The sequence below is a fragment of the Mucilaginibacter sp. genome (genome assembly GCF_028288225.1).
GTDB lineage: Bacteria > Bacteroidota > Bacteroidia > Sphingobacteriales > Sphingobacteriaceae > Mucilaginibacter.
Genome location: NZ_JAQBOC010000018.1, coordinates 1 through 19,664 on the forward strand (window position 1 = coordinate 1; position 19,664 = coordinate 19,664).

The 19,664-nt window shown below is 43.0% G+C and carries 14 protein-coding genes; 6 read left to right on the top strand and 8 right to left on the bottom strand.

Annotation, left to right across the window (positions count from 1 at the left end):
* Positions 1-521: 521 nt before the first annotated feature.
* The gene (locus JWQ54_RS05555; protein WP_299581415.1) at positions 522-1,913 is read left to right on the top strand and encodes an AAA family ATPase; all 1,392 of its coding nucleotides are present in this window, start codon (positions 522-524) and stop codon (positions 1,911-1,913) included.
* Positions 1,914-2,332: 419 nt separating this feature from the next.
* Entirely contained in the window at positions 2,333-2,755 is a 423-nt protein-coding gene (locus JWQ54_RS05560; protein ID WP_299581416.1) for a hypothetical protein, read from the top strand.
* Between the two features lie 250 nt (positions 2,756-3,005).
* Here JWQ54_RS05560 and JWQ54_RS05565 read toward each other — a convergent pair whose 3' ends face one another.
* Positions 3,006-6,905, bottom strand: a complete 3,900-nt coding sequence (locus JWQ54_RS05565; protein ID WP_299581418.1) for a hypothetical protein — start codon at positions 6,903-6,905, stop codon at positions 3,006-3,008.
* Positions 6,906-6,928: 23 nt separating this feature from the next.
* On the opposite strand from JWQ54_RS05565, the gene JWQ54_RS05570 reads away from it, so the two are divergent.
* The gene (locus JWQ54_RS05570) at positions 6,929-8,824 is read left to right on the top strand and encodes a DUF4209 domain-containing protein (RefSeq protein ID WP_299581421.1); all 1,896 of its coding nucleotides are present in this window, start codon (positions 6,929-6,931) and stop codon (positions 8,822-8,824) included.
* Between the two features lie 211 nt (positions 8,825-9,035).
* On the opposite strand, the gene JWQ54_RS05575 is transcribed toward JWQ54_RS05570, so the two are convergent.
* Together JWQ54_RS05575 and JWQ54_RS05580 are read right to left on the bottom strand one after the other, a co-directional pair.
* Positions 9,036-9,212 (bottom strand): superinfection immunity protein, encoded by a 177-nt coding sequence (locus tag JWQ54_RS05575; RefSeq protein ID WP_299581423.1) that lies wholly within the window; start codon positions 9,210-9,212, stop codon positions 9,036-9,038.
* A gap of 164 nt (positions 9,213-9,376) precedes the next feature.
* Positions 9,377-10,657: a S41 family peptidase gene (locus JWQ54_RS05580; protein WP_299581425.1), complete on the bottom strand. Its 1,281-nt coding sequence runs from the start codon at positions 10,655-10,657 to the stop codon at positions 9,377-9,379.
* Positions 10,658-10,845: 188 nt separating this feature from the next.
* Here JWQ54_RS05580 and JWQ54_RS05585 point away from each other — a divergent pair, with 188 nt between their 5' ends.
* Together JWQ54_RS05585 and JWQ54_RS05590 are read left to right on the top strand one after the other, a co-directional pair.
* Positions 10,846-11,238: a hypothetical protein gene (locus JWQ54_RS05585; RefSeq protein ID WP_299581428.1), complete on the top strand. Its 393-nt coding sequence runs from the start codon at positions 10,846-10,848 to the stop codon at positions 11,236-11,238.
* A 241-nt stretch (positions 11,239-11,479) separates the two neighbouring features.
* Positions 11,480-12,496 (top strand): hypothetical protein, encoded by a 1,017-nt coding sequence (locus tag JWQ54_RS05590; RefSeq protein WP_299581431.1) that lies wholly within the window; start codon positions 11,480-11,482, stop codon positions 12,494-12,496.
* Between the two features lie 277 nt (positions 12,497-12,773).
* Here JWQ54_RS05590 and JWQ54_RS05595 read toward each other — a convergent pair whose 3' ends face one another.
* Positions 12,774-13,376 (bottom strand): dihydrofolate reductase family protein, encoded by a 603-nt coding sequence (locus JWQ54_RS05595; protein ID WP_299581434.1) that lies wholly within the window; start codon positions 13,374-13,376, stop codon positions 12,774-12,776.
* Positions 13,377-13,427: 51 nt separating this feature from the next.
* Positions 13,428-14,303 carry an alpha/beta hydrolase gene (locus tag JWQ54_RS05600; RefSeq protein WP_299581437.1) on the bottom strand — a complete coding sequence of 292 codons (876 nt, stop codon included), beginning with the start codon at positions 14,301-14,303 and terminating at the stop codon, positions 13,428-13,430.
* 929 nt (positions 14,304-15,232) lie between these two features.
* On the opposite strand from JWQ54_RS05600, the gene JWQ54_RS05605 reads away from it, so the two are divergent.
* Positions 15,233-16,321: a dienelactone hydrolase family protein gene (locus tag JWQ54_RS05605; RefSeq protein ID WP_299581440.1), complete on the top strand. Its 1,089-nt coding sequence runs from the start codon at positions 15,233-15,235 to the stop codon at positions 16,319-16,321.
* Positions 16,322-18,211: 1,890 nt separating this feature from the next.
* Here JWQ54_RS05605 and JWQ54_RS05610 read toward each other — a convergent pair.
* The 3 genes from JWQ54_RS05610 to JWQ54_RS05620 all read right to left on the bottom strand — a co-directional run bounded on the left by JWQ54_RS05610 (position 18,212) and on the right by JWQ54_RS05620 (position 19,558).
* Positions 18,212-18,652 (bottom strand): VOC family protein, encoded by a 441-nt coding sequence (locus JWQ54_RS05610; RefSeq protein WP_299581443.1) that lies wholly within the window; start codon positions 18,650-18,652, stop codon positions 18,212-18,214.
* Positions 18,653-18,740: 88 nt separating this feature from the next.
* Complete coding sequence (locus JWQ54_RS05615; protein ID WP_299581446.1) at positions 18,741-19,241, bottom strand: SRPBCC domain-containing protein; 501 nt, start codon at positions 19,239-19,241, stop codon at positions 18,741-18,743.
* Positions 19,241-19,558 (bottom strand): helix-turn-helix transcriptional regulator, encoded by a 318-nt coding sequence (locus tag JWQ54_RS05620; protein ID WP_299581449.1) that lies wholly within the window; start codon positions 19,556-19,558, stop codon positions 19,241-19,243. The genes JWQ54_RS05615 and JWQ54_RS05620 overlap by 1 nt, the downstream gene beginning before the upstream one ends.
* Positions 19,559-19,664 lie beyond the last annotated feature (106 nt).

Consider the following 19,664-nt stretch of genomic DNA (forward strand, 5'->3'; position numbering starts at 1 on the left):
GTTGAAATATGGAAAACTGAAGGAGTTTCCCACATTCCAACACGACAAAGAAACAACAACGTTTTCTTTAACATAAACCTTCTATAATTGTATTTAAAAACTGTCAACTTATTTTAGGGAAGGTCAAGCGGAACACCCCGAACGTTATGAAACATGTTCATTATCAGGCTGTTCAATTTTAACAAACCTGCAAATAACTGATAATCAAACGATTTCAAATAAGCGTTGCAGTCTCGTCCTGAAAAATTGGTTCGGTAACGAATAGTTTGGGTATGAACAGAGCTGGCAGATTTAACCACAGAGGGCACTGAGAAATCACAGAGCGCACTGAGCTTGTCAATTCGAATTAATTTAACTGAACAACCCATAAAATACCTGCGGCTTCTCAACTTAAGATTTCTTTTTCTCTGTGTTCTGTGTGTTTTCTCTCCGCGTCTCCGTGGTTAAATTTCACTACTGACAAAACACTGTCAGCACATTAACGGCTGCAACCACTTAAATTTGTTGTAATCGTTATAACCATGTCAACCAACCCATTTTCCGAACGCCCACCTATCATCGAGCAGCTGCGAGCCGAAAGCCGCGGTCTGCCATCCCGACCGGCTAAAAGAAAAAGACTACCCGAGCCCACGCGACCCAGTCCCGAAGACAGTCATCGCCTGTTTACCATTGAAAACGGGAACCGCTGGCTGGAGCTGGCCCGGCGCGAACCCGAAGCCAAAATGCTGCTTGGCGAGCTTTGGCACCAGGGCGAACTGTGTATGCTGTTTGCGGATACCAATATCGGCAAATCGGTACTGGCTGTGCAGCTAGGCGAAAGCATTGCACGCGGGCAAAGCGTTGGGCCTTTTGCCTGCCAGGCGCCGCCGGCTCGTGTGCTCTATATCGATTTTGAGTTGAGCCAGGCCCAGTTTGGGCTGCGGTACAGCAATGGCGAAGAGGATCACCTGTTTTCGGACAGTTTTTTCCGCGCACAGTACAATTTCATCCCCGATCCGCCGCCCAATGTCGACGAAAACGACCTGCTCATTGCCGCCATTGAATATAAAGTACATCTAAGTAAGGCCACCGTGCTCATTATCGATAACATTACCTGCCTGCGCGGCGGCACTGAAAATTCGGCGGTGGCGCTTTCGCTCATGAAAAGCCTTAAAGCATTAAAAACCGACCACAACCTGTCTATCCTCGTACTCGCGCATACCCCCAAACGGCGCAACGCCACACAACCCATCAGCGCCGACGACCTGCACGGCAGCAAGCTGCTCATCAACTTTGCGGACAGCGCCTTCGCCATCGGCAAAAGCACCATCGACACTGATCTCTGCTACCTGAAACAAATAAAGCAGCGCAACACCCGCCAGCGCTACGGTCACGATAATATATGCCTGTGCCGCATCCAAAAACCTGGCGCGTTTTTGCACTTCACATTCGAAGGTAACAGTGCCGAACGCCATCACCTGCTCAGCCGCACCGCCGCAGACCGCCGGCAATTGGCTCATGAAATAACCACCCTCTCCGCCGCCGGCCTCAGCCAGCGCGACATCAGCAAACAGCTAAATATAGGCCTGGCCACAGTTAACCGGCTTATCAAATGTGCGGATGTGCGGATGCGTGGATGTGCGGATGAGGAAGGATCCGCGGATGATGAAAGATGTGCAGGTGAAGAAGGATATGCAGGTGCCCTAATGACCAATGACGTAATGACCAATGACCAAAAAGCAACGCCCAGTGCGCGCCCCAACCCCGCCTGGGGCATGAAAACGTCAATAATTGACATGAAGCTCTCCCCGGCACTCCTTGAACACATAAAACAGACAACGATGCGCGAAAACTCCATCCAGGGAAAAAAGAGCAATAACTTTAATCAATCAATCACTTCAACGGGTGCCGAAGCGAATAATGGCGGACCGTAAAGCAATAAAATAATTAGTCCGTAGCTGGAAACTTTAGTTAGCGGGACTACGGTGAACCCACATCTTTTCAGAACCCCATCAGGGTTTAAGGTCGGTAGAAAAAGCACCCGATAGTTAGTTCGGGCCGCAGGTCATAGGTGTTCCAAAGATTAAAAAAGCGTTGGGATGTGCGATTCCCTCCCTTGGGAGGGCGGAGGGAGGGGTTTCTGCGCCATGCTTTTACGCATGATTATCAGCGGTATGCCAGTTCAAGAAACCCCACCCTTCCCCGCCCCAAGGCGGGAACCGACTTTAGGAGCTCATGAATGCCTTAAAAACAAAACACTATATTCATAATCGCACAGGGCCACAGCTTGCATTGCTCGCCTACCCGCAACGCGGCACAAAAACATTTTCATAACCAATTAACCCCCAAAACCATGACCGGTGAATTTACTGCCTGGTGCAGCCAATACTACCACCTCACACAGCTGTTTTCAGCGCGCAATGAACGCTTCAAAAACCTGTTAGACAATGCGCCGCCTTATACAGAGCAAAGCAATTTAAGCGACTTAGACGCCATAATCAGCTATAACCGCAAGGTACAAGCCGCTAAAGCCAAGGCAGACAAAACTTTTAAAGATCTGACAGATACCGGGCACACTATCCTGATGATTATGCAGTATTTTGAAATACCACCCCGCACCGTGCTCACCGGCGAAATACCCGGCGAACTGGAGTATGAGATCTGGGCCAATGAAAAGGATGAAATTTTTATCGGCAAAATCAGGGACCTGCCACAAGAGGCGGATAACCCCAATATTGTATATATCAAATGTTGGAATGGTAATAAGGGTGATTGAGGTTGATTGATAGTTTTGCACAGGAAGTCACGAATCGCATTTGCGCTTTTGCTAACCTTTCGGATGCTCGAAAGGGTGAATACTCTCATGGCGTCATTGCGAGGAACGAAGCAAACTCTGCACAGGACAATCAAGGAACCTCAATGTTTGGGGAAGGATACCGCCGCATGCATCGTGGTTACTTAGCAGGCGGGGCACTAGTAGCCCACCTCTTTTGGCTTGCCCGGATACTAGCGCCAGAATAAGGTGCTTATAAAGAAATCATTTCAAAAAGCTTTTCAACGAACTCCTCTTTACTATGCATCTCTTTTCCTTCGACAATGTCCAATGACCATTGAAGAAATGCCATGTCGGTTCCATTTTCGGGAATCATTCTAACCCTATCTAAAATCAGTGTTGAATATTTGTCCTCAAGGTCAACTAACCAAGATAACTCAACTGGCGAATGCTGATCCAACCTTGCCCGAGATTCAGTCAAGCGCCATAGATCATAAATGATCGTTGTATAGACGGCCTTAACGTCATTTAGTGATGTCTTGGTAAATTTGAGTTCCGGTAAAAAGAGCAGCGACTCTTCGTCCGGTAGAATTGGAATCGGCATCACGATATCCAAACCCGGTTCCGTGCTGACTTCCTCGATATAGTCTTTGGAAAATCTAAGGCCAGACCGTACAGTATCATTGTCAACAAAAAACACACTGTAAAAGTGAATATCCAAAACTTTAAGCGGCTTGAGTAATAAGCTAAATCTCAAAAGTTCGTAGCCATTGGTATGATCCAAATTTGCAACGCCGAACGTCGCAAAGGTTAATGTATCAGTTTCTTTAAGTTGTGTCGGCAGGTAAAACACCAGATCAGTTGACGAGGCTATTTCCTTAAGTATTTGTTTAACCCTATTCAACTTACGGTCATGAAAACTATCCCACCATTCGAAAACGGCATTTTTTCCGACCGCCTTAGGCTGCTGTGATTCTATTGGTTCATGGTGAAGAAAATACATGACTGTTTGATAGAGCCTGTTGTACCAATTTGCTTCATTGCTTAAAAGCTCTGAATTGTCAAAGTACTGAAAAGTAAGTTTTTCAATAGTGCTAAAAGCAACTTGCATCTTTTCGAGGTCGAAGTAAACTGCTTTCAAATTGATGGTGCCAATATTTCGGTCATTATCCTTTAAGGGATTAACTATATTCTGAAATTGGCTATTAAGATTTGAAAGATGTACGAGCCAACTATCGATAATTTTTTGGTCAGCCTCGTAAGTTTTTATATCAAATACTTTTGTTTTATAGCTTGGGAAAGGCTTTCTGACCGTTAAAAGAGCCGATAACTTTTCCCGTTGCTTGATCATCGGTTCGATGGTCGCAAGTTGTTTCTTCCTATTTCTTTCGATCAGTGAATCTAGGAAACGAACGAAAGGTTTAACCGTTTCAATCGCTTCGGCCCTTATATCTATGATGCCTTTTTGCCAATCAAAAACTGATGATGCCGCATAATTTTTAAGGATCGTTGATGACCAGATTACGTTAAGATTTACATCAAAAAGACTTCCAATAGATTCGAGCGTCATTCCCTTGTTTGAGTTCATCCGTACGATGGATACCAATTGCTCGTTGGGAAACGGCAATAAAATAGCTTGGGTATTGTATTTATCGTAGTAAGGCAGGAAAGATGAGATCGTTCTAATCCGGTCAACACTAAGGTCATTTGCCTGGTTAATCTCATCATCACGAAGGAAATAATTGATCGTTATTTCATCCCCCTCTTCCATGATCGTTATCGAATCTGTTTTAACTTTTAAAAGACTAATGATTTCAGATTTATTTTTATTTATAAAATCACGATACTTTTCAGGATTCTCAATCCTACAATAAACAAATAGGTCTTTGCTTTCCGTAACTGGCAAATCCACCAGCTGGCGAATCAGGTGTTCCCGCGTGGTTTCTATTTTCAAATGGAATGTCAGTTCTAATTTGTTAAACCACTTGTACAAGAACTCCAGGCCTTCATAACTAACGATTGGTGCACTTCTTGACGGCAAAGCCAGGCTTAAGGCAGAACCAAATTGGGAAACCCCTGTGTCTTTCAATGTATATTCAGGGAGTTTTTCAGCGATCTCGGCAAGTTTGCGAAAATTCTGCCCGCCATCATCGCCAAGCATTTCTCCGAATTTTTGCAGCGTTTTTAAATTTGCGAAAGGAATTGAGTCATAAACGAAGATCTCAATCCCTCCCCCGAACTGAGCTTGGTCAAAAAAAGACTTATTTTTCAACCAATATGTTTGCGGTTCACCATGAAGAATGCCATCAAAGGCGGCGGCCATATCAGCAAAGGACCCGTTGATCAACAGACCTGCCAGTTCTTTGTAAAATGCAGGCCTTTCGGAGTCCTTAAGCATACCTGGTGCATTAGCAAAAAAGTCGTATTTATCCTCCCCAAGTAATGTGTAGACCACCATCAAAGTATCTGCAATAGATACGAAATCATGTAGGGCATTTTTTATGTGCTCCGATCTGACGGGATGTAAACCCTCTACATATTGTTGGTCAAAACGAATGAAATACTCGCTTTCCAATTCCTGGAAAATCGCACCGCGATCCTGTTCAAACCGTATCGTTTTATTAATATATGATATCAGTGTTTTGGTTTCTACCTTAAGGTTAAGGCAATCAGCGACGGCTACGATTCGCAGTATCTCCAATTTAGCCGCAGCGCTGCCCTGCCGGGTAAGCTCTTTCAACTGCTGCTTGATACGGTCTTCGATCATCTGGCCACGGGTCAACAGGTAGGTGTATTCAATCAGCAACCCGTGGTCTTGTACCTGCTCCCATACAGGTTGCCAGTTTAGTGAACCTGTATATAGTTTGTTTTTTTGTTTAAGCTGTTGATATATCTCTTTGGCCTCGGATTGGGACAATTGGATGTCTATTATTTGAAGACCGATCCTTGATATGTCCGCTCCGTACCGGTACCAATCTTCATATCTTGAAGTGATCAATAATTTTACGGGGAGGTCTGCTATTTTCTCTGCAAGAACTGACCAATAAGAAATTGTGCTATCTAATCCGTCAATAACGATTAACGGTTGCTCTCCGATGACAATCCTCGCCGTCAAAAATTCCTTGATAGCGTTTACTTGTTCCCAGTTCACGCATTGGTATAACTGGTAAATTTTATACTGTTTTGAAAGATCAAACCCCACCTGCCATGCTAATGTTGACTTACCTTGCCCGCTCGATGATCGGATCACAACTGCATCGGTTTCATTCAGTTTGGTATTGATCTGTTGTTCCCAGCCTTTTCGTCGTACAGGCAACTGGTCGGCTATGTGTACCGGTTTGGCGGCCTTCCCTTCAAAATAATCATCATTAGACTTTCCTGTTGTCTGGTAAATTACCGGGGCGAGCCAATTGTGTCGCCAGGCAAGATTTACCGGGGCTTTGGAAAATGAATCCGTAACCGTTATCAGTAACTGCTGGATATCCGTTCTGAAAATTTTTGAACGCCCCTTAGAGCGGGTAAAGGCAAAGTAAAATAGCGCTTTAAAGTACTGGTCTTCGGCACCGACATTTACATTCCAGTTTTTCAATAGTGATAACCGTATCTTTGAAAGAATATCGTTGAGATTATGTTTTTCGTAAGAGATGCGACTTAGGAACCTTGCAAAATCGATATGCCTGTATCGTTCTCCCAAGCTGTTTAATTTTTCTGCCCAAAAAGCAAATGCGCCACCAGTTATTTTCCCGGAGATCAGTGCATGAAGGTTTCCGTCAGAGATCTTCATATTATAAACTAACCTGAAATTGGCCGTCGGTTCCAAAGCATATACTTCAAGGAAATTTTGCAGGACACCAAGTGTCCAAAATGTCCCTGCATTCAGCGGATTCTGTGACGATTTTAACTGTATATATTCTGCCTCTCTTGCATCGGGTTTACGCTCTGAAACAACATCAAGATCTTCCAGCCCTTCCAGATGAACGTATTTGTCGCCACTGTCGGCATTAAGCTTATCTAAAAGGATTAATACTGCATAGGCGATCTGAAACTCTGTACCCCTAAAATTGACAGCACCACCGGATCTTTTGTGTTCGATCTGTTGCAAGTAAGAGGCGAGTATTTGTTGAGTGGTAGTTGATTCAGGCGGTAAATTCATATTAATTTAGGATTTTAAATGGTATGCAATATAATTCATTGTCACCAGTAAACAGTACATCGGTATTTATTGATTATTTTTATCACAAATATTTAAGCCTATTGGATACCGACATTTCATTATCAGAGCGAACGTTTTACGCCCTTGTAGATCAGGAAGAGATGCCTTACGCTGCTACTGATGCCATTGATCTAGCCAATGAGGTAGTTATCCTTTATAAGGACGAACCATTATTTGATCGAACGCCGATGGCGGTAGAGTTTTTTTGCTTTATGTCATTTCCCGATGACGAAGGGCATTTTAATAGCTTAACAGCTGCCGGAATAGAGCGACTATCGTCAGATGCCGCCGCTGTTTACTTAAAAAAGAGAATTACTCAAAGCCCCAACCTTTACTCGATCAGCCGATACGGACATATTCTGTGGGAGTTTCACAAGTCATTCCAACATGTTAAAATAGCAATAGAATCCTACCTGCAGGTTGCAAGATCTTGTCTTTCAAAGCTTTCTAATGATGAAAAGTTTTTCAGCCCTTTTAAACAATCGTTTCAACAGGCATTGATATTAAGCCTGAATTTAAAATATAAATCAGGCGTTTCTGGCGCTACCAACATTTTAGAGAAGTTTATCCAAACGAGAACTGAGTTATGGATGAAAGAAATGATCATAGACCATTTACTTTCAAAAGCAAAAAAGATCTTAAAGGCAGTCAACTTATTACCTTTTGTGGAAGAAGTCAAGGGCAATCCTGTGCTGAAGGGATATTTCCAGGCGAAAGAGATCCATCTTTGTGCCATCAAGGTGGCCAACTACTATAAAACAGGCGATGCACTGCTACTTTATGAACAGTTGGGCGATAAAATAAGGGCTGATGCCAATGGCAGAAAAGACGATAAGACCGGACTGGTCGTCATCCCACACCTTGCCGAAGCAATGAAATATTACCGGTTCGCAAAGGCTGATGAAAAATTTAAGGCGACGGCCAATGAGCTTGCTTTGTTTAAGAAAAAAAGAAAACCGTTTGCCCGGGTCAGAATTCCCTTGAGTGATACGTTAGGGGTACAGCTATTCGCGATGAACGAGCGAATTATCAAATGGATCAGCGCTGTACCGAATGAAGCGCGACTTGTTGTTTTAGGAAGTGACAATAGCTTTCTTCCCAGGTTCGGGACATCAGCGGCGGTACATAGCAGTAGATCGTTAACGTCATTGTTTACGGTTTATCAATTCGATAAGAACCAAAATTCAAAACTTTTAAAAGACCAGGCTAAGCCGAAAAACGACGCCGATACGACGTATCACGCTCAATTTCAATTAACTGCCAAGCAAATTATAGTTACCATTATGCATGAACTCATTAAGAGCCGGCAGTTAACCGTCGAAAAGATGGACGAGCATTTCAGAAATAATTGGATAGGAATCATTCATCAGGCGGAAACAGACGGAAAATCAACCCCGATATGTTTTTATGACTACATACGCCCAGCATTAATTCATTATTTGGAACAAGTCACTAAATCTTTAACGAATTCAGGTGAGGCCGACTTTATTGTGTGTATCGATGCCATGGTCATCAGGTTGGAGTTTCTTTTGAGAAGTTTATTTAAACTCAAGGAAATCTCAACGACCACGATTGACACTGCGTCAAGCGAGTTACGGGAGATCTATTTGCCGGAATTGCTTGAACGGTCGAAAGAACTTAAGGTATTAGCTGATCAGGAGTATCAGGTATTAAATTACTTGTATACGAAAAGCGGGCTTGACCTGCGCAACAATATTGCACATGGCTATTTTGATATAAAATCTTATACCATCGAACTGGCCGATATGGTTTTCTGGTCTATAGTAAAACTTGGAGAACATCTTTTTCCAGAGTTCAATTTAGACAAACAAGACCATACAAACGCAAAAAAAATGTAGGAGTTCAGTTTGCAGAACCCAACTACACCACAAACCTGCTGCAATACCTTGTTCAACCGGTGTAGTTGAACCCCCTCCTCTGGCGCGAGAATGCAGCCACGGCCAAAAGAGGTGGAGTTCTCGTGTACCGCTGACAGGTAGCAAGCTTTACTAACAAGCGTGCTACTTTATTTATTACCACTACCTCCTCTGCTCCCCCTTGCCGGAATAATCAATCGCCTGACAAAGCCCAAATTAAACAAACCACCCATCCGGCTATAGTCCATCCGAAGAATGGATTGCAAAAGGCTATTGCGGTCGCATTTTTCTTTTTACGGCCAATAATAGCTGGCAGGAAATAGCATAGTCCGGCAACTATTAAAACTAAACAAGCCAAAAATATATTCATTGCAGCAAGGTTTATCCGAAGCTACTTAAACTTATCCAAATAACAAACTTCCAGGCCGGTTCAAGCAGCCCCCTTGAACCGGCGTGGGTTGCGGGAATACGCAGGGTCTCCCCCACGGGAAACCCTGCTAAAACGGAGCATGTGCCACGAAGTTTTAAATCTTTTTATTGGATCTTTGGTTTAAACGAGATGTTACCGTTGCTCCAGTAAAACTGCATACCGGAAGCGGACCCTTGTTGCTGGCCGAATTTAATCTGTACATTTTCGTCCAACTGGAAAAAACCGGGCGAAATATAACGCAATTTAAAAACCTGGTTCCCGCGTTCCGGGTTTTCACAATACAGGGCACCCTCCTTTACATAAAACTTTAGCCCGCCCTCATAAGTTCCAAGGTAGGCTTGCACAGCCTGGGCGTCTACCGGCCGGTCAACGGCTTTATGCTGATTTGCAGCCCAGGAATTCGGGAATAAAGCTAAAGTGACATCGTCCAGCGATGCATCCCCCTTAAGTGCAATGTCAGGAATAACCCCGGTGCCTTCCCATTCTGTCCCGGTATGGATATTATACGTATGGGCAAACGGAATGCCCGCTACAAAGCCATGTCCCAAAAAAACCGGCCCTACCGGATGGGAGCCGCCTGCTGTTTTTTCACCTGCTATAGTTCCCCTTTTTGTCGCCTGCATCGCGTAGGCGAGATCTTCAGCCGCCGAAACCGTGTTGCTGCTGGTTAATACATACACCGGCATCCGCAGGATAAGCCCGTCGGTGGCTGTTGGGTCCGTCCAGCCCTTTGCGGTGTCACGCTTGTTGGGGACAATGATATCATTTACCCGGGTCTTGTCCGCAAAAAAATAACTCGCCACCTGTTTAACCATCTCCGGGCTGCCGCCATGGTTTTCCCGAAGATCGATGATCAATGCTTTGGTATGCCGTACAAAGCGAAAAGCCGCTGTAACGGTTTCTTTGGCGGCGGGGCTAACATCCATAAACCCGTTAAATTTTACGTAGCCCACATTGCCTGGTAAAATTTCTGAAGCTGTGAACGCAAAATTACGCTCCGCCATATCGGCATTTCTAAGCGAATCCTGGTGCGGGTTGGGAGCACGCATTGGCGGAGGCGCACCCATTTGCGCTAGCCGGGGATCGAAATGGAAACCCATGTGCAGGTCAGGACAGGCAGTTTGCAGGTCGGCCGAGATCCGCGCGGCAAACTGCTGCGGGTCTTTGATAGCCCGGTAGGCGCCCTTTGCCAATTGCCCCTTAAGGTATTTACTCATAACCAGTGCTTTATCTGTGAAAACATAGTTAGTGATCAATGCTTTGGACAACGTATCGATCACTACCCGTGTGAGTTCCGGCGTCATTACAACGGCAGTAGCCTGCGGCCTTTCCTGCGCCATGCAGGCTAAGGAAATTGTTAAAAGGAACAATGTTATTTTTTTCATGGTTTGATTGGTTTAAGATTCAGTTATTACCAGTTCCACACCAACTCAGATCACTTGATTGTGCCTGTTGTATAAATTGCCACGGATGGGAACGTGCGGTAACCAAGGTAAGGAAATGTTTTCAATTCTGCATCACAATCCCGCTGTCCGTAGGTACTGTGTCTACGGACAAATTATACCCGTAGTCTATGACTACTGTATGGCGGAAAGCAACTAACAGGATAATAGTGATGCTTTACAAACGTCCTGCACAAATGCCTTTTAATGCTTATTTTCGAAAAAACCAATCCACCATGAAAACTTTAGCCGAATTTAAAGCATCATTAAATTTAGAACAGCCCGCTAGTGAACTTTCTGTGCAGTTAAAAAGCCTTTGGTACGATGGCAAGGGCGATTGGCACCAGGCACATGCACAAGTTGATCACCTGGATGATCAGGCATCTGCGTGGGTACATGCCTACCTGCACCGTAAAGAAGGTGATATCCGAAATGCGGATTATTGGTACAGCAAAGCACGCCAAACCCGCCCGAAGCTTTCGCTGGAAAAGGAATGGGAGCAGTTGGTAGTACAGTTTCTTTGAGCGGACTTTTGGAAATCATGCCCGCTGTCCGGGACTGCGTCTACGGACAGTTGGGGGCGTTCAAACCAATTATCAAGCAAGTGGTTATAAAGGAATTCAAAAAAGGACAATATTCTGATGCAGTTTTTGTATTATTTTAACTAATATTGATCTTGATCTTAATGTCGCCTTGGCAATAAGATTATACGGCTTAACCCGCCGGCAGTCCTAAACAATAATTTATCACAAAAAATTTAAAATTATGAGCCAAAATCACAGAATCGACATCGCTCAACAACCATCGTTTATTCCAGCAGGATGGATTGGTGGTTTTTCCGAAAATCCGCCCAATCAGCCTTATCCAAACGCACAACTTCTTTCATCACTGCCTTTTGAAGGAAATTTGGATCACATTCCAAACATTACGCGTATGTTGAGGGCTAAGTGGCCGGAATTTAGCTGGGAGCTAACTAAAGGAGATCCCGCTACAAGAATGTACCAAATGTTCGCGCCGGATATATCCAGGCTCGGGTATGATAATACCGGAAGAGTCTGGTCTATCATATGCCCTCAACAAGGCGTCTATTTTCCGACACTGGGTGCTACGATGAATATTGAAGTTACCGTTACCGGAAACAGGGGTTGGATTAACGAGACTGCACCTGAAGAACAGTTATTTGCAGCAGATATAACCATTAAACCTACCATTTGGTTTAGCCCGGACAGTGTTGACGGGAAGTTTTGGCAACTGCTGCTGAAGTTGGACGACAAATTGAATAACAAGCTGCCGCTCAGTAAACTTAAAGGAATCAGGATAAATGCAACTGATGAGGGTGGCAAAAATGACATACAAGTGCGGATGGGTGAACGCCCTGATTATCCTTTTCCTGACCGGGCCAAACATTGGAATGACTATGCATGGGCTGTTGCAAATTTAGCAGTGAGGATAGGAGATATCGATTCAACTTCTGACCCGAAAGCTGATGATTTTAACAACCAGGTTATGGAAATTTTTAATTTAGGATCCGGTAATCTGTTACAGGCAGGCAATGTTTTGACCTGGAACCTCTGGGCTGGTTCGCCTGAGTTAGTAAATCAGGATGAATGGGCACATCACGCAGAATATTGGAGGCATTCAATTGATGTAAACCATCGCCCGCCCGTAGGCGAAGGAAGCGGCATAGGCGACATTAATGGCAAACCATTTAATGCTGATCAAATTGCTTTAGGTTTAAAAATTGCCGAATTTTCTGCATGGATAGCATGGGAGCTGTTATAAAAACATCGTTTAAAGCTGCCAAAATAGTTTTTAGATAGTAACAAAATCCTGTAAATCGTTTGATTTACAGGATTTTGCGTTTTTTGTCGGGACAGATTGTGGGGCACGAGTCGCTTTTGCACACCTGGACAGCTCCCAGACTCGCCTGAAAAGGGCCTTGTTGAGGGAACGCGCGAAACGGTGAACTTTTTGGTGGATTTGAAAGCCATACTGGCCAGGCTGAACAAACCAATAATAATAGATTGTCGCCCGCTCAGCCGCCTGCATCGGTGAAATATTAGGATTTCAGCGGTCCAACGTGTCGATAAGTGTTGATGAATAAACCTGTGGGCGTGGTCTTCGAGTCAACAAAAGCAAGTTCCCGGGCGTCAATACTGTCCGACAATAAGCGTTTACCCCGGCCAAGCAAAACCGGGTAGGTGATGAGCACAACCTCGTCAGCCAGTCCCTGGTCAAGCAGCACGGATGTTAGCGTCGAACTTCCAACCACGATCAGGTTGGGGCCGTCTGTCGACTTGAGATCGCGAACTGCCGCTATAACGTCCCCGCCCAAATGTTGCACCGGGCCCCATTCCAGGCTGTCGGGCCTGTGGGTTACGATGTATTTCGTTGCAGCGTTTATAGCATTTGCCATTGGGAAATCTCCGGCAGTAGGCCAAAAGCCACTAAATATATCGTAGGTGTGGCGGGCAAGCAGCAGGTCAAAGTTCGGCCCGTATGCCTCCAATAGGATTGCCGCCCCGGCAGGGCTTCGATAGGGTGTCGTCCATGCGCCATAGGTGTAGTCTCCGTCATGTTCTATCACGCCATCCAGCGAGATATGTTCAAAAATTCTGATCTTTCTCATTTTTTTATAATTAGTTTGTAGATGATTTGACATTAACACTCGTAGTTCGAAAATATTTATCGAAGCACTTTTTTACGATTATGTTTACTTCAAAAAGCCATCCAGGTAACCTAATATGGTACCCGACTGCATCATCACGCCAACATGACTCTGCGAAGGAACAACGGCCAAATGCGATTTTGGCATCGGTTGCATATCAGCAGATCCGCCACCTCCCAGTAATTGATAGGTTTTCGCCAACTCAACTTTATCCAGGCCATCATTGTCGCCTGAAATGATCAATACCGGCGATGTAATTTTCGCAATATTGCTGTCGCCCATGTCGAATGACGTAGCGAGAAAACCAAGCATCTGGTCTATGAACTTTGTCCATTTTGTTTTGTCAGGCGCTACTGCATCATATGCCGTTTTCATCGGGCTATTCGCAAACATTTCAGGCTTCATGTTTTTAAACGCATTAGCTATTTGGGGCGCCCAACCCGTACTTTTATAAGTAGAAGAAATGATCACTAATTTTTTTACCCGTTTAGGGCTTTTTATGGTCAACTGGTAAGCCACGGAACCACCCATGCTATATCCCACAACATCAGCACTGTCAACTTTTAAATAATTCATTACCCCATCTACATCACTTGCCAGGGTAGCCAGGTCTAATTTTCTGTCTGAATATGGTGTGTGCCCATGTCCCTGCATTTCAATGGCAATTACTTTTCGTGTTTTTGACAATTCAGGTATTAATTGCCCCCAGTTCCCCTCAATGGTCATGAAAGCACCATGCAGCAAAACCAGAGGCGTACCCTCACCATATACTTCGTAATAAACTTTAATACCATTAACAGGTACATAGCCACTGTCGGCAGGTTTAAGCTGTTGCCCGTTAGACTGAAATACTGTAAAACAAAGCATAGCAATTATTAATACCGGTTTGAGGACATGAGGTCCTTTAAATACTCTTTTCATAAAATGTAATTTAAATTGTTTTGAGTTTATTGACAATACAAATATCGAAGTCATTTCAGGGTTTTACGCTGTGTAAAAACGACAAATTAAGGGTGGAATCGAGACAAGATATTGCCGTTATATCGGAAAAAGAGTATCAGGGGTTCGACTGTAGTCGCCGCTGTCCGTAGAACGCGTCTACGGACTATTATGCCTGTAGTCTGTGACTACAGTATCTCAACTGCAACAATCCGACAGATGCGGGCAATTATAAAACTATATCATGGCGAAATGGAACTATGTAGTCCGTGCGCTGGAGACACAGTCTTCGCCGCCCGTTCAAGCGTGCCGCTTGAACGCCCCAAATTTAAGCATCCTGCTTAAATCACTAAATAACATGTAACGAAGTTCGGATTGGCCCTGCGTGTCCATAAAATAAAAGCAACAGACTTTTATTTTATGCGGGACGCTTAAATTTCTATATATCCAGGCGGCACGCTTGGACAGGCGGGGTTTATACAGTCGTTTAAAATTTGTAAATTGCCTGTATATTTAACCGTCAGCTTTAAACAGCTTCGTAACAAACACCTCAACCAGCACACCAATTGAGCCCAAAAAGACCATAAACCAAGTAAAACAGCTTAACGATGAATAAAATCCTTTACATTATTTTAATTGTTTTTTTGGGTCTAACCACAGCCTCCGGTATATGGAACTTCATAATCGGGTTCAAAATGGGGCCGGAAATTTACAAGCTCGATTCCTACGTCCAGTGGTTTTTAGTGGGGAACATCACTGCCTTTATAGGATCAATATTATTGTTGAAGTATTATTACGATCGAAACTACCGGTTGGCCTTTTTTACAGGAGTCATTGTCGTAATAACAAATCTCGGCTATACCACTGTCCTTTATATCGCCTTAACGTCAGGAGAATTAAGAAGCTATTATATGCCTGCAGTTCTTCTTAACTTATGCGCTATTATTGTATACGCTGTAGTCCTTATATTTTCAAATACACGAAAAAGATTCTGGTTAAAACTGGTAGGATTTTGCGGGTTGGTGATCGGCCTCGTTTTAGTGTCGGCACTTATTGGAGGCATGTATCCTAAAAATGCATGGATTATTAACATATTTGGAAAAATCGCCCAATGGAGTCCGATTGCCTGGTACCTGGTTGATGTTATGTTTATCATGAATTTCGTGGGTGAGTTCAGAACATTAAAGACCGAAAATGCGAATGTACCCAGGCAGAGATTTTTAGTAAGCATATTAGGTGTACTTGCGATAGCCGCTGTAGTATTTACAATAACAACTGGAAAATTATTGGTCAATGAAAGTGATTCGCAATATGATTGGCGAAAAGACACTGCTGTACAGGCGCAGCGATTGGTTTGGTTAGCAGGGGGAGCCAGAACTTTTGTTGACAGCGAAGGAGACAGCCTGCATTATCTTTTAATAAAGCCACAAAATTATGATAAGCAAAAGAAGTACCCGTTAGTTGTGTGCCTGCCTTATGGTGGTTACGAGGCCGGAGCGGCCGAGTTACTGTCAACTGATGGCCGCAGAAGTACATACCCTGCATTTATTTTTGTACCCTATTGCCCCGAAGGCGAAGGCTGGGGAGGTATTCCCGGGTGCGCTTCGCTGGATTTGTTGGTTTATGAAACCATTAGTGCGCTGACCGAGCCGGGAATAGATGTAAAAAGACGTTACGTAACAGGTGTATCACGAGGTGGGTATGGAACCTGGCAATTTATTTGTAGCCGTCCCGATATGTTTGCCGCTGCTATGCCAGTTTGCGGAGGAGGCGACCCTGAACTTGCATCAAAAATTGTTAATATGCCTATATGGGCTTTCCATGGTGCAAATGATAAGAATGTGCCGGTCAGTGGCTCGCGAGATATAATTTCGGCGATAAAAAAGGCCGGCGGACACCCGCGATATACGGAATATCCTGATGAAGCGCACAACATTTGGGACAAGGTTAGTGATACGCCGGGTTTATGGAACTGGCTTTTTGCGCAGAAACGGGAATGATAGAATTTTATGGTTTAGCCTGGCTAATGTTATCAAGACACCATAAACAACAAAGCCCGGCATCTCCATATCAGGCTTTTTGTTCGAAAATTTGTCACCTTATCAGAATAAAAGTAAAAATTTGAAAATAGGGATTAATCAAACACCTTATGATGTAAGAGAGATTATCAAGAAAGACGGTTTGAAAGATATTACCGGCAACGGCATAGTTGACATTGAAATTGACTTCCTATGATTATGAACACATTCACGCCTATAGCTATGCTTTAAACACAAATACCCCTAGGGGTTATATAAGAGGTTAATTGCTTACTAAGAGATTATTATGTCGTAACTGTTTTATTCAATAAAAACATTAATAACATTTGATCGTCTGTGACGCCAATATCAATGTTGCATAATTGAATTTTTGTAATTATCTCGTTTATTAAGGAAGTGGTTTCCTGGTCGGTAAACCATGCTTTTATAATAGAATTTGTATTCATGTGCACTAATCGAATTGTCAATAAAAAAACTAACCATTTAAAATGCGTCTGCTTTTAATAATTAGTCTTAGATTATACGTAATAGTCTAAAATTTAGTTACTAAAAAACAATAAAAGATTGACGATACCATTTTTTGTCCCCCCGCCCGTTCAAGCGTGCCGCTTGAACGCCCCAAATTCAAGCGTCCCGCTTAAATCACTAGATAACTTTTAACGAAGTTCTGATTAGCACTGCCTGGTCATAAAATAAGAGCTACAGGCTTTTAATTTAAGCGGGACGCTGCTTAATCCCAGGGTGCCGCTTGGATAAGCGGGGACGTCTATCTCTATATTTCTACCTTATTACGGACATTAGTTGGATAGAATAAAATAAATTTTTTTATGCCTCTTGTTTCTGGCTATATAGAACCTATCTATTTGTATTACATCAAATTCATTCTTCGAGATGTTATTAAAGTTTAGAAACCAAATTGGTTTTTGTTTTATGTGAACATTTACTTTTTTTTCAAACAATGAAAAATTTATTTTTCTTGTTTGAGGTTTTGTAAATGTTGTATCATAGAAACTATTGTTCATTTAAGAAAATGATCCAAATGCACATAATGAATCAAGACAAGAACTATTAAAAAGTTCATAAGCATCTTTAGAAACTATAGGTGGGAACCATCCTTTATTTCTTTGATTCACTTTGTTAAAGTCCTCGAAATTGTCATAATGTTGTTGATATTCCTGACAAGCAGAAAATAATAGCAGGAAGGGTTTTACTAGTGCTTGTTCTTTGGAGCCATTTAAATTCAAATATATGCTAAAAAAAACACTTGATCCAACAAATACTTTGTCTCCGTAAGAATCCTTACTAAGCATAAACAACAAAGCCCGATCCATTTTGCGGACCAGGCTTTGTGTCGATCCCCGCCGGTTCAAGCGTCCTGCTTGAACCCCAACCCCGGCAGCGTCCCGCTGACGTCACCAAACAACCTTCAGCGGACGTTCCGGGTAAATACGTATATTCAATCTACCACGATTAGGGTCAAAGTGAGCTCGTCGGTTGAGGCGTTGCCTTGCATGGTAATAAATATGCAGCTATTTTTCCTACATTGCAAAATGCCTCATGTAAGCGGGACGCTTACATTTGCCTGGATTCAAGCGGGACGCTTGAACCGGCAGGTGAAATATGCTGATAAAAATTCGAGTGGGAAAGTGAATAATCTTGCAATCTTCTTTTTAAAAGGGGTTCAATAAATTTAACACGCTCGATTTATTGAACACCTTTCTTGCGTTCTGCTGTAGTCTTTAACCCTCTGTCCGAAGTTTCCGATTATAGATGACTATGCTTGTAGTTTGTGACTACACTAAACACTCCAAACGCTGGGGACACAGTCCCGAACAGCGGGATTTTCTTCGGTTAAATTTTTCCGTTATAATTTGGGTCAAATTCCACAATCCATTCAATCCCATATTTATCTCTAAACATTCCAGCGTATGTACCCCAGGGACCCTCGCCAATGGGCCCTTCAATATCTCCGCCTGCTGACAATCCATTAAATATTTTGTCTGCTTCTTCACTGCTTTCTGCACTAACTGATATTTTAGACCTGTTTTCGTTTTCGCTTACCCGTCCCATAAATTCGGGAACATCATTGGCAATTAACACATTGTGTTTGCCAATAGGCAAAGCAATGTGCATTATTTTGTTTTCATCATGTTCCGCTATCGGAAATTCCGCGCTTGATAGTTCCTTGAAACGAACGATCTTTGTGAACTCTCCGCCAAAAACTGATTTGTAAAAAGTGAATGCTTCTTCAGCATTTCCGTTGAAGTTGATCCAGGGATTAATTGTTCTCATAATTTTTATTGTTAAATTGTTAATTTTTTCTGTTTACGCTCTTCAGTTTTCAGCGTTGCCGTTGTCAATGTGATTATAAAATTTCTTCTTATTGTTTTCGTGATAAAGTGACCAACAGATATTCCAGATTTTTTAAGGTCATGGTGAAGCCTATTTTGAAGCCTTCCAATAATTTCTCCAATCGCTCAAACGATTCATTAAAAATGATAATGTTCACTTTGGTTATGTCATTTTGTTCGCTGAAATTGTAATCCCAGTCAGACCCCGGTAATTCCCGGTTTTCGTCTTTGTCTGCAAACGCGTTGTACATCTTAAAATTGGTTTTCGGGGTAATGGAAGTATATTCCTGGACTGCCCAACGCTCCTGCCCATCGGGGCTTATCATCGCATAAAACCGGCGCCCACCCACTTTAAAATCCATATACTTGGTTTTGGCGCGCATCGGTGCAGGTGCTCCCCATTGGTCCAGTAGTTCTGGTTTTGTAAAAGCATCCCATACCAAAGAAAGTCCGGCGTTAAACTCTCTTGTTATAAATACCGTTTTCGCTGCTTTGTCAACGTTAAAATCAAATAGCAAATCGTTGTTCATTATTTCTGTTCTTTAATTGATGATAATAATCCGTCAAGTTGATTAAATTGCGTTTCCCAGTTTTTCCTGAACTGGGCTAACCAATTGTCAAATTCCTGCATTTTTTTTGCATTAAAGTGATAATAAATTTCTCTGCCAGACTGCTCAGGTTTAATCAATTCACATTCGTGTAATACTTTAATATGTTTCGATACTGCCTGTCGGCTCATATCAAATTTTTCGGCCATAGCATTTGGTGTTAATGCTTGAATAGCAATTAAAGTTAATATCGCCCTGCGTGTTGGGTCAGCTATGGCCTGGAATATGTCTTGTTTCATTTTGTAATGGCAAATTAAGCAACCTACAGGTTGCAAATATATATGCAACTTTTGAGTTGCGCAAATTTATTTGCTTTTATTTTTTGCCGGGGTAAGTTTTCTTTAA

Excerpts from the sequence above, each read along its gene's own strand:
- JWQ54_RS05565 (WP_299581418.1), bottom strand. The coding sequence starts at position 6,905 with ATGAATTTACCGCCTGAATCAACTACCACTCAACAAATACTCGCCTCT.
- JWQ54_RS05585 (WP_299581428.1), top strand. The coding sequence starts at position 10,846 with ATGACTACTGTATGGCGGAAAGCAACTAACAGGATAATAGTGATGCTT.
- JWQ54_RS05610 (WP_299581443.1), bottom strand. The coding sequence starts at position 18,652 with ATGAGAACAATTAATCCCTGGATCAACTTCAACGGAAATGCTGAAGAA.
- JWQ54_RS05590 (WP_299581431.1), top strand. The coding sequence starts at position 11,480 with ATGAGCCAAAATCACAGAATCGACATCGCTCAACAACCATCGTTTATT.
- JWQ54_RS05575 (WP_299581423.1), bottom strand. The coding sequence starts at position 9,212 with ATGAATATATTTTTGGCTTGTTTAGTTTTAATAGTTGCCGGACTATGC.
- JWQ54_RS05595 (WP_299581434.1), bottom strand. The coding sequence starts at position 13,376 with ATGTCAAATCATCTACAAACTAATTATAAAAAAATGAGAAAGATCAGA.
- JWQ54_RS05600 (WP_299581437.1), bottom strand. The coding sequence starts at position 14,303 with ATGAAAAGAGTATTTAAAGGACCTCATGTCCTCAAACCGGTATTAATA.
- JWQ54_RS05620 (WP_299581449.1), bottom strand. The coding sequence starts at position 19,558 with ATGAAACAAGACATATTCCAGGCCATAGCTGACCCAACACGCAGGGCG.
- JWQ54_RS05605 (WP_299581440.1), top strand. The coding sequence starts at position 15,233 with ATGCCTGCAGTTCTTCTTAACTTATGCGCTATTATTGTATACGCTGTA.
- JWQ54_RS05555 (WP_299581415.1), top strand. The coding sequence starts at position 522 with ATGTCAACCAACCCATTTTCCGAACGCCCACCTATCATCGAGCAGCTG.
- JWQ54_RS05615 (WP_299581446.1), bottom strand. The coding sequence starts at position 19,241 with ATGAACAACGATTTGCTATTTGATTTTAACGTTGACAAAGCAGCGAAA.
- JWQ54_RS05580 (WP_299581425.1), bottom strand. The coding sequence starts at position 10,657 with ATGAAAAAAATAACATTGTTCCTTTTAACAATTTCCTTAGCCTGCATG.
- JWQ54_RS05560 (WP_299581416.1), top strand. The coding sequence starts at position 2,333 with ATGACCGGTGAATTTACTGCCTGGTGCAGCCAATACTACCACCTCACA.
- JWQ54_RS05570 (WP_299581421.1), top strand. The coding sequence starts at position 6,929 with ATGCAATATAATTCATTGTCACCAGTAAACAGTACATCGGTATTTATT.